Below are 13,835 nucleotides of genomic sequence, written 5' to 3' on the forward strand. Positions count from 1 at the left end.
GTCAACGCGGCACGCCCTCGGCGATCGACATGACCGAGGCGGTGGGCAGGACGCGCGCGAGCCGCAGGCCGGCGGCCTCGAACAGCGGGTGCAGTTCCGCCTCGGTGCGCTCCTGCCCGGTGCGCGCCGCGAGCATCATGAAGTCCATCGGCTTGCTCTGGTGGGCCTCGTTGCCGGGCGGGATGATCGCGTCGACGGCGAGGACCCGCCCGTCCGGCTTCATCGCCCGGCGGCAGTTGCGCAGGATCGCCACGCACTTCTCGTCGTCCCAGTTGTGCAGGATGCGTTTGATCAGGTAGACGTCCCCGGTGGGGACGGAGCCGAAGAAGTCCCCGTCGGTGACCTGCCAGCGGCCGGCGATGTCGTCGCCGCCCAGCAGGTGGTGGCCGAGCACGTGCTCTTCCCGGTCGAGGAGGACGCCGTGCAGCCCCGGGTTCTTCCGCAGCACGGCACGGAGGAATCCGCCCTTGCCGCCGCCGACGTCGACGACCGTGCCCGTCGAGGGGAACGCGTAGCTCCCGGCGACGAGGGCGTTCTCGGCCTCGGAGACCGTCGCCATGCCGTCGTAGAAGAGCGCCTCGATGCCGGCGTTCTCCGCGAAGTAGCCGCCGATCGTCGTGCCGAAGAGCTGCTCGAACGTCGTCGACTCGTCCCGGGCGACGGTCGCGGCCTCGTGGGTGACGGTCCAGAACATCCGGTCGGTGAACATCAGGATCCCCGCGCGGGCGGACATCGGCGCGTCGGCGCGCAGCGCGTCCCCCTCGGCGGTCAGCCGGAAACGCCCCGGCTCGTCCTCGTGCACCACTCCCCGCGCCGCGAGCAGGCGCAGGATCCGGTACAGCGCACCCTGCCCCGTCCGGGTGGCGGCGGCGAGTTCGGCCGTCGTGCGCGGGCCCTCGGCCAGGTGGTCGGCCACCCCGAGTTCGGCCGCCGCGCGCAGCGCGGCCGAGTAGGCGAACCCCATCGCCTCCTCGAAGAGGAAGAGCGCGGACTGCTGCGCGTCCATGGGCCCCTGCTCCCTTCCGACGGCTGCCCGCCGTGGTCCGGCCCTGCCGGAAGTTACTCTATGAATATAAAGTATCTGCGGTCACAAGCAACGGTGGGCGGCCCTCGCCCCGATCCATCGTGAAGGACGCCTGATGAGCTACGGAGCGGCGCACGCCGAACTCTACGATCCCGTGTTCCGCAGCCGCGGGAAGGACTTCGAGGCGGAGGCCGAGGGGGTGAACCGTCTGGTCCGGCACAGGTTCCCGGGGGCGCGTTCCCTGCTCGACGTCGCCTGCGGCACCGGCGCCCACCTGGAGAACCTCGCCAAGCACTTCGACCACGTGGAGGGGCTCGACCACTCGCCCGCCATGCGGGACGTCGCGCGCGGGCGGCTGCCCGGCGTCGCCGTGCACCCCGGCGACATGCGCGACTTCGAGCTCCACCGGACCTTCGACGTGGTCATCTGCATGGGCAGCGGGCTCGCCGAGGCGGAGTCGCCCGAGCAGATTGCCGACTCGGTCGCCAGGATGTCGGCGCACGTCGCACCGGGCGGGGTCCTCGTCGTCGAACCGTGGTACTTCCCCGACAACTTCCTCGACGGACATGCCGCCGGGCACCTGTTCCGGGAGGACGGGCAGGTGGTCTCGCGGATGACGCATTCGGCGAGACACGGGGACAGGAGCCGCGTGGAGATCAGGTTCATGATCGTGGACTCGTCCGGGTTCCGGGAGTTCACCGACGTGATCGTCAAGTACCTGCTTCCCCGGGAACGCTACGAGGCGGCCTTCGAGCGGGCCGGCTGCACCGTCGAGTTCGTGCCCGGCTTCTCGCTGGCCGACGGCCGCCCGAACAGCCCCGGGCTCTTCGTCGGCGTCCGCGCCGGCGGCACCGACCGGTCCGGATAGTCGTTACTTGACTTTAATATAGTTATAGCTCGATGCTGTCGCCATAGCGGAGCGTTCGGCGCGCCCTGCGGGGGGAACGGTCGCCTCGGGGTCATCGGTGCACCGGACGCACGGTTTCGAGCGTTGGCGGTGTTCAGCAGTGGCCTACCGAATCGCCCTTGTCAATGTCGCCAATCACGGCAGCGTCCTCCCCACCCTTCCGGTGGTGTCGGAGCTGGTCCGGCGCGGGCACGACGTCGGTTACGTGACGTCGCCGGAGTACGCCGGGCTGGTCGAGCGGGCCGGTGCGAAGGCGGTCCCGTACGAGTCGGGGGCCTCCGGCGCGGCCGAGGCGTTCGCGGACGACGACCCGGCCCGGCCGCACATGCTGTACCTCGCCGAGAACGAGGCGATCCTGCGGGCGGCGCAGGCGCACTACGCCGGGGACGCGCCGGACCTGGTGCTGTACGGAGAAGTGCCGATCATCGCCGGCCAGGTGCTGGCGGCCGCCTGGAAGCGCCCCGCCTGCCGGATCAACCCGGGCTTCGCCTCCAACCACGCGTACTCCTACTCGCGGGAGATGATCGAGGAGACCGGCGGCGTCGACGAGCACACGCGGGGCGTCGTCGACGCGAGGCTGGGCGCCCTGTTCGCCGAGTACGGCCTGCGGGACCGGGCCGGAGAGTTCGCCGACCGCGTCGAGGACCTCAACCTGGTCCTCATCCCGCGCGAGTTCCAGATCGCGGCGGACACCTTCGACGAGAGGTTCGCTTTCGTCGGGCGCTCGGCCGCCCACGAGGGGCGGCCCGGGGCGTGGCGCCCCCCGGAAGACGGCTCGCCGGTGGTGCTGATCTCGCTGGGGACGACCTTCAACGACCATCCCGACTTCTACCGGCAGTGCGCGGAGGCGTTCGAGGGCGCGCCCTGGCACGTGGTGATGGCCTTGGGGGACCGGGTCGAAGCGGACGACCTCAGCCCCCTGCCTCCGAACGTCGAGGCGCACCGGTGGGTGTCCCTGCCCGCCGTGCTCGAACACGCGCGCCTGCTCGTCACCCACGGCGGCATCGGCGCCGTGATGGACGCCCTGATCGCGGGCCGGCCCATGGTCGTCGTGCCGTTCACGTTCGACGTCAAGCCGATGGCCCGGCGGGTGGGCGAGCTGGGGCTGGGGACGGTGGTCCCCGCGGCGGAGTTCACCGGCGCGCGGCTGCGCGAGGCGGTGGAGGAACTGGCGGGGGACCGGGCCACGCTGGAACGGGTGCGCCGCATGCGGGAGCACACGGCGCGGGCCGGCGGCGCGGCCCGCGCCGCCGACGTGATCGAAGCCTATCTGGCACGGGGACGTTGACCGGGACGAAGACCGCGCCGTAACTTTAAAAATCGATATCAAATGGCTCGGGCGTCGTCCCAGCGAGAGGGAGTCCGCGATGATTCCGCTGTTCAAGGTCGCGATGGCGCCGGACGCGCTCGGCCGGATCTCCGAGGTGTTCGACAGCGGCCGGCTGGAGCACGGACCCAAGATGGCGGAGTTCGAGAAGGCCCTGGCGCTGCGCCTCGGCAACCCCCGCGTCCTCGCGGTCAACTGCGGCACCTCCGGCCTTCACCTCGCGCTCAGCATGGTGGCCGACCCCGATCGGTTCCCCGCGACGGCCCAGCCCGCCGGCGGTCCGGGCGAGGTGCTGAGCACGCCGCTGACCTTCGAGGCCACGAACTGGCCGATCCTGGCCCACGGGCTGCGCGTGCGCTGGGTCGACGTCGATCCGGCCACGCTGACGATCGACCTCGGCGACCTCGCCGCGAAGATCTCGCCGGCCACCCGCGCGATCGTCGTCGTCCACTGGCTGGGCTATCCGGTGGACCTCGACCGGCTGCGCGAGATCGTCGACCGGGCCGAGCAGGCCCACGGATTCCGTCCCGTGGTGATCGAGGACTGCGCGCAGGCGTGGGGCGCGACCTACCGGGGGGCGCCGCTCGGCAACCACGGGAACGTCTGCGTGTACAGCTTCGGCGCCATCAAGATCCTCACCTGCGGAAGCGGCGGGCTGATCGTGCTTCCCGACGAGGACCTGCACCGGCGGGCCCGGCTGCGCCGCTGGCTCGGCATCGAGCGGCAGGCCGACCGGGTGCACGGCGACTACGACGTCGCCGAATGGGGCTACCGCTTCCCGATGAACGACATCTCCGCCGCGATAGGGCTGTCCAACCTGGAGATCGTCGACGGCCTGCTCGCCCGGACGCGGAGCAATGCCGCCTTCTACGACAAGGAGCTGTCGGGGATCGCGGGCGTCGAGCACACCGAGCGGGCCGACGACCGGGAGCCCTCGTTCTGGGCGTACCCGCTGAAGGTGGCGGACCGCACGTCCTTCATGCGGAAGATGGCCGATGCCGGGATCATGACGAGCATGATCTCGCGGCGCAACGACGCCCACAGCTGCGTCGCCGCGGCGCGGGAGGAGCTGCCGGGCCTGGACGGCGTGCACGACCGCGTGGTCTACGTGCCCGTCGGCTGGTGGCTGTCGGAGGAGGAGCGCGGCCACATCGCGGACACGATCAGGTCGGGCTGGTGACACACCCCGGGCGGGCGGGGCCGGCCGCGGCGGCTAGCCTCCCGCCAGCGGCGGGATGATCTCGACGCGGCTGCCGGGCGTGAGCGCGACGTCGCCCGGCGGCGTCGTGTTGGGCACCTGCTCGCCGTCGACGAGGAACAGGTGGTAGGGCAGCAGCTCGCCGGCGGGGGAGTAGAGCCGGTAGCCGGCCTCCGGGTGCGAGCGCACGAACGTCTCCAGGAGCTCGCGCAGGTCGGCCGCGGGCAGCTCCGAGCGCACCTTGCCGGAGGTCACGTTGTGCCAGCTGCCGGGGACGATGAGGTGGGGCATGGGGGCATCCTCACGGGTCGCGGACGCATCGGAAACCACTGGCGAAGCAGGCCCAGCCGGTGGGGTCGCCGTGCAGGCGCTCACTGGTCCGGGCCTGGAAACGCAGGTTCATCCAGGAGCCGCCGCGGATGACGCGGAAGCGGTCCATCACGGTCAGCAGCGACTCGTCGCAGTCGGGCGACGGGCCGTAGAGCCGGCTCGGCGAGGCCGTCCACTCGTAGACGTTGCCGGCCATGTCCGACACCCCGTACGGGCTGTCGCCGTGCGGGCTGAAGCTTCCGACCGGGGTGGTCAGCGGGATCGGGCCCTGGCCGCCCTGGACCTCCTTCCACCACGCGCGCCACTCGGTGGCGCTGCGGGTGGTGTCGCCCAGCCGTAGCTCGGTGGTGTTGGTCAGCTCGCGCGACCATTCGTCGCCCCACGGCCACAGCCGGTACTCGGGGCCGCGCGCGGCAAGCTCCCACTCCGCCTCCGTCGGAAGCCGGCCGCCCGCCCACGCGGCGAAGGCCTCGGCGTCCTCGACGGCGATGTGGACGGCGGGGTGGTCGTCCGGCGGCGCGTAGCCGGTGTCCTGCCCGGCCGGACGGCGCCAGGACGCGCCGGGCGTCCCCTGCCAGTAGTCGGCGCCGTAGACCAGGCTCCAGCCGCGGCGTTCGGCGACCGTCCGGTACCCGGTGGCCTCCACGAAGGCCGCGTACCGGCCGGAGGTGACCGGGTAGCGGTCGATCACGAACGGCGCGACCTCCACGAGCGTCTGCGGGGTCTCGTCGCGGAACCAGGGCGTGGGGAAGGGCTGGTCCTGTTCCGCCAGCCAGTCGAGCACCCACTCCGGCGATCCGAGCCGGAATGCCGCTCCTTCGATGAGGACCGATTCCGCGGCCTCCACGCCGCCGCGCGTCGCCGTCTCGTGGTCTGCCACAGCGCCATCCCGTAGACGATGGTTCTCATCGAGCAGAAACTATATAAAGATATAGCATTCGAAGGTCGCCCGCGCCATGGCTCACCGCCCGATCCCGCGGTAGCCGAAGCCGAGGTCGCGCAGCCGCCGGATGGTCTCCGCCCGGTAGTGCATGCGCCCATCGAAGATCAGGCACGGCATCGCGACCAGCCGCCGCAGCCGTTCCAGGTCGATCTGGCGGAACTGCCGGTGCCCGGCGAGGAAGGCGACGGAGTCGGCGCCCCGCACCGCCTGATCGAGGTCGGCGGCGGGGGAGCCGCCCACCTCCGACCGGATCCGCTCCTTCTCGGCGAGGGGGTCGAAGACCCGTACCTCCGCGCCGGCCGCCTGGAGGGCCCGGACGACCCCCTTCACGGGGGTGTTGCGCAGGTCGCCGGTGTCGTTCTTGAAGGCGGCGCCGAGAACGGCGATCCGCGCCGACGCCAGGTCCTTGCCCATCTTGGCGAGGCCGTCCCTGATGACCTCGTAGGCGTATTCGGGCATGGCGTCGTTGACGTGCCGCGCCGTCTCCACCGTCCGCAGCCGGACGCCGCGGTCGCGGGCGGTACGCCAGGTCATCCACGGGTCCTTGGTCAGGCAGGGTCCGCCGACGCCCGCGCCGGGCCGCAGGATGTTGACCCGCCCGTCCCCCTTCGGCAGCGAGTTCGCCGCGGCGATCACTTCCATCACGTCGACCTCGAACAGCGCGCAGAACCGGGCCAGCTCGTTGGCCATCGCGACGTTCGCGTCGATCCACCAGTTGTTGGCCAGCTTGACGATCTCGGCGATGTCGGCCGTGGGCACGATCCGGACGGGCACGCCCAGCGCCGCCTTCCAGAACCGGGCCGCCGCCGCCGTGCTGCCGGGGCCGCACCCGCCGACGATGACCGTCAGCTCGCGCACCTGGGCCAGCGCGTCCCCCTCGGCCAGCCGCTCCGGGCAGTAGGCGAGGCCGAAGTCCCGGCCCTCGGCCAGGCCGCTGCTCTCCAGCAGTGGAACGACCAGCGTGCGCGTGGTCCCCGGGGCGACGGTGCTCTTCAGGATGACCAGCTGGCCGGCGCGCAGCCGCAGTGCGAGCTGCCGGCACACCTCCTCCAGCTGCGCGGTCAGCAGCGCGCCGTTCCCGTCGACGGGCGTACCGACCGTGATGAGCACGACGTCGGCGTCCCGCAGGGCGTCGTAGTCGGTGGTGCACGCCAGCCGCGCGCTCGCGACCAGCGGAGCCAGCGCCTCGGCCAGGCCGGGCTCGGGGATCGCGCAGCGGCCGGCCCGCAGTTCGGCGATCATCGGTGCGTCGCTGTCGATGCCGACGACGCTCATACCGCGCTCGGCCAGGGCGACCCCGAGGCACGAGCCGATGTAGCCGAAGCCCAGGATCGCGATCCGCGGGTGGGGAGAATCTGACAAGAATTCCATGGTCGCCTTCCTCGTCGTTCTCCGCGCCTTCCGCGGTGGCCGGGTCGGGCGTGCGCGCGGCCCCTGGACGCCGCCGATCGGCTCCGGCGCCGCCGAGCATAGTTACAATATATTACTAAAGTGATTATGTCCCCGACTGGCCTGCGAGGCCGCCGGTCCGCAGCGGCGACCGCTGCCCGTCCTGGGGATCTTCTGGACATGGTCATTGGAGTCGTCCGATCACTTGCTATATGATAGTTAAGTGAGTGACCTCGCGCTCGTGACCTCCGGAACGGGAGATGGTGACCGAGGAACGCCCTGCCGGCGTCGACCTGTCCTCGCTGGCACAGCGCCATGCCGACCAGTGGGCCCCCGCGGGCGGGCACGGCCCCTCGATCGCCCGGCTGGCCCGTACCGCGGTCCGGCTGGACGAGGACTACTGCCGGGCCGTGGCGGCGCACTACGACCGCGCGCCCCTACGCGGCGACGGCGCGGGGCTGCGCCGGCGCTACGACCGGTTGAAGCGCCAGAACCTCCGGCAGTTCCGGTCGATCGTCGAGGCCGGCATCGAGATCGCCCCGTGGCTCGGAGAGGGGCAGCCGTACGAGGGATCGCGGCACCTGCGCGAGAGCGTGCACCGGACCGGGCGGCTCCACGTCTACCTGACCAGCTCGGGCCACGGGCCGTCGCCGGCCGCCGGGGACCATCCGCTGTCCGGGCCGTCGGGCGTCGTGGTCGACGGTGTGGAGTTCTGCCACAACGACCTGTTCCGGGCCGTGCACGACATCTTCGGGCACGTGATGCTCGGCAACGGGTTCGGCCCCAAGGGAGAGTTCCTCGCGGCCTTCTGCCACATGCACACGTACTCCCGGGACGTGCATCCGATCCTGTTCACCGAGCAGATCGGCCAGATCTGCTGGTTCTTCTACGGCCCGCACCTCCTGGACGGCGCGGGCGGGCTGCCGGGACCCGGCGACCCCGGCTACCTGGCGCCGGCCCGCCGCCCGTACCCGGAGCAGAAGGTCTTCGAGTTCCCGGTGCGATTCCTCGACGCGTTCACGAGCCTGTTCCAGCCCGAGAGGAGTCCGGATGACTGACGTGATGCCGCAAGGAGGGGGATCTCCGGTACGGCTCGCGGACCAGGCGTTCCTTCCCAGATCCATCAGGGACGACTTCCCGATCCTGGCGACCGCGCAAGGCGGCGAGCCGCTCGTCTACCTCGACAACGCCGCGACGGCGCAGAAGCCGCGGGCGGTCCTCGACGCGCTCGTCGACTACTACTCGACGGCGAACAGCAACGTGGGCCGCGGATACTACCGGCTGAGCATGGCCTCCACCGACCGCTACGAGGAGGCGCGCGAGACCGTGCGGCAGGCGCTCGGCGCCGAGCACGCCGACGAGATCGTGTTCACCCGGGGCACGACGGACGCGGTGAACCTGATCGCGGACGGCCTGGGCGCCCGGCTGGTCGGCAGGGGGGACCAGGTCGTCGTCACCGGCATGGAGCACAACTCCAACCTGCTGCCGTGGCGGCGGCTCTGCGAGCGGGCGGGAGCGGAGCTGGTGGTCGCCCCCGTCGACGAGCGGGGCGCCGTCGACGCCGCGGCCTTCGCCGCCGTCCTCGGCCCCCGCGTCCGGATCGCCGCCGTCGCCCACGTGTCCAACGTGCTGGGCACCGTCAACCCGGTGCGCGAGATGATCGCCGAGGCGCACCGGCGCGGTGTCCCGGTCGTCGTGGACGGCGCCCAGGCGGTGCCGCACGCGCCGGTGGACGTGCGCGGACTCGACGCCGACCTCTACTGCTTCTCCGGGCACAAGGCCTACGGCCCGATGGGCACCGGGGTGCTGTACGGCAGGCGCGACCTGCTCGCGGAGCTGCCGCCGTACCAGGTCGGCGGCGGAACGGTGAAGGGGGTGAGCCACACCGAGCCCGTCCGCTACGTTCCCGTACCCGCCCGGTTCGAGGCGGGCACCCCGAACGTGGCGGGGGCCGTGGGCCTGGCCGCCGCGCTGCGGTACGTCCGCGATCTCGGCTGGGACGCCGTGCGGCGGCATGACGAGGCGCTGGTGCGGCACGCGGTCGAGTCGCTTCGGCGGATCCGCGGCGTGCGGGTCGTCGGCGACCCCGCCGCCGCGCCCAGCGGGATCGTGTCCTTCGTCGTCGACGGCATCCACCCCTACGACGTCGGCGGGCATCTGGACCGCCACGGCGTGGCCGTGCGCAGCGGCGTGCACTGCGCCAGCACCTTCCTGGACGAGATGGGCCTGCTCGGGACCGTGCGGATGTCGTTCGCGGTCTACAACACCGCCGACGAGATCGACGTCCTGGCCGACGCCCTGCGCTCGGTGCGGCCGGGGTCGTGGACCACCGACCACCCGACCACGCGGTTCCTGTGACATGCGCTTCGACACGAGGCTGGTCCACCTCGGCCAGGAACCCGACGGCGTCACCGGAGACGTGGTGCCGCCCGTCCATGTCGCGGCGACGTTCGAGCGGCGGGTCCAGGATCCGTTGCGCTACTTCTACTCGCGCGGCGAGAACCCGACGCGCGAGGCCCTCGAACGCTGCCTGGCGGGGCTGGAGGACGCGCGCTTCGCCCTCGCCTTCGGCTCCGGACAGGCGGCGGGGACGACGGCGCTGTCCCTGCTCCGCGCCGGCCGCAGGCTGATCGCCTCGGACGACGTGTACGGCGGCACCCGGTCGCTGTTCGCGCTCCTCGGCCGGTACGGCGTCACCGTGGACCACGTCGACCTCACCGACCCGCCCGCGCTCGACGCCGCGCTCGGCGACGACGTGGACATGGTCTGGGTGGAGGCGCCGACCAACCCGCTGCTGAAGGTCGCCGACCTCTCGGTGGTGTGCGAGCGGGCCCGGCGGATCGGCGCCCGCGTCGTGGTGGACAACACCCTCGCCGGTCCGGCGCTGCAGCAGCCGCTGCGGTTCGGCGCCGACATCACCCTGTACAGCACCACCAAGTCGATCGCCGGCCACTCCGACGTCATCGGCGGCGCCCTGGTCTACGACGACGAGGAACTGCACCGCGAGCTGTCGTCCCACCGCACCACCACGGGGAGCGTGCCCGGCGGCTTCGACTGCTTCCTGGTGCATCGCGGGCTGAAGACGCTCTCGTTGCGCGCGGCCCGGCAGGTCGGCAACGCGGAGGCGATCGCCGCCGCGCTGCGCGGGTGCGAGCGGGTGGGCGCCGTCCACTATCCGGGGCTGCCCGAGCACCCGCAGCACGAGGTGGCGGCCCGGCAGATGTCGGCGCCCGGGTCGATCCTGAGCTTCGAGTACCTCGGCGATCCGGAGAAGCTCCTGGACCGGGTGCGGCTGTACGCGTGCGCGGTCAGCCTCGGCGGCGTGCGCTCGCTCATCGAGTGCCCCGCCATGATGACCCACGCCTCCGTCCCCCGCGAGATCCGGGGGCCGCTGGGCATCTCGGACAACCTCATTCGGGTGTCGGCGGGCATCGAGGACCCGGCCGACCTGGTGCGGGACCTGATGGACGCGCTCTGAACTGCGGAGGGATGGACATGATGAACGACCTGTCTGGGGGCCGTCGGTCCGGAAGCGGCGGACCCGTGCGGCTGGACGGCGGGACCGCGACCGAACTGCAGCGCGCCGGTATGAGCGTCGACGGGCCGTGGTGGACCGTCCGGGCCATGAACTCCGAGGCCGACCGCACGCGGTTGCGGGGGATCCACCAGGGCTACCTGGGCGCCGGAGCGCAGGTGATCACCGCCAACACCTTCCGGTGCAACCTGCGGGCGCTCAGCCGCCTCGGCCTCTTCGACGCCGGCCTCGCGTGGATGGTGCACGCCGCCGTCGGCGTGGCCCAGGCCGCGGTGCGCGCCGGCGAGGAAGGGCGGGCGGTCGGCCGGGAGGACGCGGACCGCGCGCGGATCGCGGGCTCCGTGGGTCCCGTCGAGGACTGCTACCGGCCCGACCTGGTTCCCCCCGACGACGAACTGCGGGCCGAGCACCGCTGGCTGGCGACGGAGCTGGTGCGGGTGGGCGTGGACCTCGTCCTGATCGAGACGATGAACTCCGAGCGCGAGGCGCGCATCGCGCTGGAGGAGGCGCGGCGGGCGGGCGCCCGCGCCTGGGTCGGCTTCGTGTGCGACGCCGACGCCCGGCTGCTGTCGGGGGAGAAGCTGGCCGACGCGGCCGGCGCCGTCGAACGGGACGGCGCCGAGGCCGTGCTCGTCAACTGCACCGCTCCGGCCGACACCGAGACGGCGCTGCGGGCGCTGCGGGACGCCTGCTCGGGCCCGATCGGCGCCTACCCCAACATCGAGGACCGCGACGGCATCCCCCGTTCGGCGCACGTCGACCGGCACGTCCCCGCCGCGCTGGGGCCCGACGAGTTCGCCGATCTGATCGCCCGCTGGGACGCGGAGTTCTCCCTGGACGTGGTCGGCGGCTGCTGCGGCACGACACCGGACCATCTGGCCGCGGCCCACGACCGGCTGCTCCGGAGCGGGCGATGAGGGTCCGCGGCGCCCCTCGCCGAGCGCGGACCGGCTCATGAGGATCCTGGTGACCGGCGGCGCCGGATTCGTCGGGTCCCACTACGTGCGCCGGCTCCTCGGCCCGGGGCGGACCGGCGGCGGCGAGCACCAGGTCACCGTGCTGGACAAGCTCACCTACGCCGGCAACCCGGCCAACCTCGCCCCGGTGCGCCGCGCGCCGGGCTTCGCCTTCGTCCACGGGGACGTCGCGGACGCCGCGGTGGTCGACGATCTCGTCGCCGGCCACGACGCGATCGTCCACTTCGCCGCGGAGTCCCACGTCGACCGGTCGATCCGGTGCGCGCAGGACTTCGTCGTCACCAACGTCCTCGGCACCCAGACCCTGCTGGAGGCGGCGCGGCGCCACGGCACCGCCCCCTTCGTGCACGTGTCGACCGACGAGGTGTACGGGCCGATCGGGACGGGGCGGTGGAGCGAGCGGGACCCGCTGGCGCCCGGCAACCCGTACGCGGCGTCCAAGGCCGCGGCCGACCTCATCGTGCTCGCCTGCCACCGGACCTTCGGGATGGACGTCCGGATCACCCGGGGCTCCAACACCTACGGCCCGTACCAGTTCCCCGAGAAGATCGTCCCGCTGTTCGTCACCGAGCTGCTCGACGGGGGGAAGGTGCCGCTGTACGGCGACGGGCTGCACGTCCGCGAGTGGCTCCACGTCGACGACCACTGCCGCGCCGTGCACCTGGCGCTGACCAGGGGCCGGGCGGGCGAGGTCTACAACATCGGCGGCGTTCCGCTGACCAACCGCGAGCTGACCGGCCGGCTGCTCGCCCAGTGCGGCGCGGGCTGGGACGCGGTGTCGTACGTGCAGGACCGCAAGGGGCACGACCGCCGGTACGCGATGGACTGCTCGAAGATCGCGACGGAGCTCGGGTTCCGGCCGTGCCGGGACCTCATGGCCGGCCTCGCGGAGACCGTCGACTGGTACCGGGACAACCGCGAGTGGTGGGAGCCGCTCACCATGCACGTACCGCGGGACGTGGAGGTGAACTCGTGACGGCCGCGGACATCGACCCGGCCGACGTCAAGCAGGGGCAGCGGGCCTCCTGGGACGCCCTCAGCTCGAACTGGGAGGCGGCGCAGGAGCGGTTCGAGCTGGGAGCGGCCGCGGTGACGGAGCGGCTGCTCGACCTCGGCGGCGTGCGGGCGGGCCACGCGGTCCTCGACGTCGGGACCGGGCACGGTGAGCCCGCCCTCACGGCGGCCCGGCGGGTGGGGCCCACCGGGCGGGTGACCGGAGTGGACATCTCCCCGTCGATGCTCCACCTGGCCCGGCGCCGGGCCGAGGGCACGCCCAACATCGAGTTCGCCGAGGCGGACGTGGAGTCCATCGACCTGCCGGCGGCCTCGTTCGACGTCGTGGTCAGCCGCTGGGGGCTGATGTTCGCGGTGGACCGCGTCGCCGCCTTCCGCGGTCTCGCCCGGCTCCTGGTCCCCGGGGGCGTGCTCGCCGCGGCGGTCTGGAGCGAGGCGCCCGGCGCACCGGCGATCTCGCTGGGCTTCCGGGTGCTGAGCGAGCGGCTCGAACTGCCGCCTCCGCCGCCGGGCATGCCGGGCCCGTTCAGCATGGCCGACCCGCAGCGGCTCGCCGCCGAGGTGGCCGCGGCGGGGTTCACGGACGTGGCGGTGACCGAGTTCGTCGCGCGGTTCCCGTTCGACTCCGTCGAGCAGTGCGTCGCCTTCACCAAGGCCGTGACGCCGCCGATGCTGCTGCAGAAGCTCGCGGAGCGCTTCGGGTCCGCGGACGACCCCGGCACGTGGCGAGCCTTCGCCGACGCAACCGAGCCCTACCGTTCCGGCGGTGGGGCGTTCACGCTGCCGTCGACGGCGCTGATCATCCGGGCCGTCGCCCCCGCCCGGGACCGTGCTCGAACGTCGACATCACCAGCCACTCGTCCAGTTCGGGGTCGTAGATGAGGTTCGTGAACCCTCCTCCCTCCCCGGCGCCGGATGACCGGAGACCACAGGCAGGTCAGGGTCTGTTCTCGACCCGGTGAGGGAACGCGGCGTGCCGGTGGCCGGGCCCGGTCATCCGGTCGGGCGGTCGGGGGAGCGGCCGCCGCGGGACGGCGGGGCGCCTGACGTGGGACTCGGGGGGAAACGGCGGTGTCAAGGGCGAAGACCGCCGCCCGACGACACTTCGTAAATGTAGTGATTCGCCATAGTTGAGTTACGTGAGCGCTGCTTGTCTCTAGATCGGCCGGGCGTCCCCTCCGGCCGATCCCC

At 72.4% G+C, this 13,835-nt stretch carries 13 protein-coding genes; 9 read left to right on the forward strand and 4 right to left on the reverse strand.

Annotation, left to right across the window (positions count from 1 at the left end):
- Nucleotide 1 precedes the first annotated feature (1 nt).
- Entirely contained in the window at nt 2–1,006 is a 1,005-nt protein-coding gene (locus tag CHC11_RS34300; RefSeq protein WP_089316041.1) for a methyltransferase, read from the reverse strand.
- 133 nt (nt 1,007–1,139) lie between these two features.
- On the opposite strand from CHC11_RS34300, the gene CHC11_RS34305 reads away from it, so the two are divergent.
- The 3 genes from CHC11_RS34305 (at nt 1,140) to CHC11_RS34315 (ending at nt 4,438) form a co-directional block, all read left to right on the forward strand.
- Complete coding sequence (locus CHC11_RS34305; protein ID WP_089316042.1) at nt 1,140–1,892, forward strand: class I SAM-dependent methyltransferase; 753 nt, start codon at nt 1,140–1,142, stop codon at nt 1,890–1,892.
- Nucleotides 1,893–2,031: 139 nt separating this feature from the next.
- On the forward strand, nt 2,032–3,219 hold the full coding sequence (locus CHC11_RS34310; RefSeq protein WP_218826363.1) for a macrolide family glycosyltransferase: 1,188 nt from the start codon (nt 2,032–2,034) through the stop codon (nt 3,217–3,219).
- A 79-nt stretch (nt 3,220–3,298) separates the two neighbouring features.
- Nucleotides 3,299–4,438: a DegT/DnrJ/EryC1/StrS family aminotransferase gene (locus tag CHC11_RS34315; protein ID WP_089316043.1), complete on the forward strand. Its 1,140-nt coding sequence runs from the start codon at nt 3,299–3,301 to the stop codon at nt 4,436–4,438.
- Between the two features lie 33 nt (nt 4,439–4,471).
- On the opposite strand, the gene CHC11_RS34320 is transcribed toward CHC11_RS34315, so the two are convergent.
- The 3 genes from CHC11_RS34320 to CHC11_RS34330 all read right to left on the reverse strand — a co-directional run bounded on the left by CHC11_RS34320 (nt 4,472) and on the right by CHC11_RS34330 (nt 7,100).
- A complete protein-coding gene (locus CHC11_RS34320; protein WP_089316044.1) occupies nt 4,472–4,747 on the reverse strand; it encodes a MoaD/ThiS family protein in 276 nt (91 codons plus the stop codon).
- Between the two features lie 10 nt (nt 4,748–4,757).
- The gene (locus CHC11_RS34325; RefSeq protein ID WP_089316045.1) at nt 4,758–5,666 is read right to left on the reverse strand and encodes a formylglycine-generating enzyme family protein; all 909 of its coding nucleotides are present in this window, start codon (nt 5,664–5,666) and stop codon (nt 4,758–4,760) included.
- A gap of 81 nt (nt 5,667–5,747) precedes the next feature.
- On the reverse strand, nt 5,748–7,100 hold the full coding sequence (locus tag CHC11_RS34330) for a nucleotide sugar dehydrogenase (protein WP_089316046.1): 1,353 nt from the start codon (nt 7,098–7,100) through the stop codon (nt 5,748–5,750).
- 278 nt (nt 7,101–7,378) lie between these two features.
- Here CHC11_RS34330 and CHC11_RS34335 point away from each other — a divergent pair, with 278 nt between their 5' ends.
- The 6 genes from CHC11_RS34335 to CHC11_RS34360 are packed head-to-tail and all read left to right on the forward strand — an operon-like array spanning nt 7,379 to nt 13,526.
- Nucleotides 7,379–8,176, forward strand: a complete 798-nt coding sequence (locus CHC11_RS34335; protein WP_089316047.1) for a hypothetical protein — start codon at nt 7,379–7,381, stop codon at nt 8,174–8,176.
- On the forward strand, nt 8,169–9,476 hold the full coding sequence (locus CHC11_RS34340) for an aminotransferase class V-fold PLP-dependent enzyme (protein WP_089316048.1): 1,308 nt from the start codon (nt 8,169–8,171) through the stop codon (nt 9,474–9,476). Before CHC11_RS34335 ends, CHC11_RS34340 begins: the two co-directional genes overlap by 8 nt.
- Before the next feature lies 1 nt (nt 9,477).
- Nucleotides 9,478–10,596, forward strand: coding sequence for a trans-sulfuration enzyme family protein (locus CHC11_RS34345; RefSeq protein WP_089316049.1), 1,119 nt, complete (start codon nt 9,478–9,480; stop codon nt 10,594–10,596).
- A 17-nt stretch (nt 10,597–10,613) separates the two neighbouring features.
- On the forward strand, nt 10,614–11,570 hold the full coding sequence (locus CHC11_RS34350) for a homocysteine S-methyltransferase family protein (RefSeq protein ID WP_218826364.1): 957 nt from the start codon (nt 10,614–10,616) through the stop codon (nt 11,568–11,570).
- A 37-nt stretch (nt 11,571–11,607) separates the two neighbouring features.
- Nucleotides 11,608–12,606, forward strand: coding sequence for a dTDP-glucose 4,6-dehydratase (gene rfbB / locus CHC11_RS34355; protein ID WP_089316050.1), 999 nt, complete (start codon nt 11,608–11,610; stop codon nt 12,604–12,606).
- Entirely contained in the window at nt 12,603–13,526 is a 924-nt protein-coding gene (locus tag CHC11_RS34360) for a class I SAM-dependent methyltransferase (RefSeq protein ID WP_089316051.1), read from the forward strand. The genes rfbB and CHC11_RS34360 overlap by 4 nt, the downstream gene beginning before the upstream one ends.
- The last annotated feature ends 309 nt before the right edge of the window (nt 13,527–13,835 follow it).

The sequence above is a fragment of the Actinomadura mexicana genome, from assembly GCF_900188105.1.
In the GTDB taxonomy this organism is placed as follows: Bacteria; Actinomycetota; Actinomycetes; order Streptosporangiales; family Streptosporangiaceae; genus Spirillospora; species Spirillospora mexicana.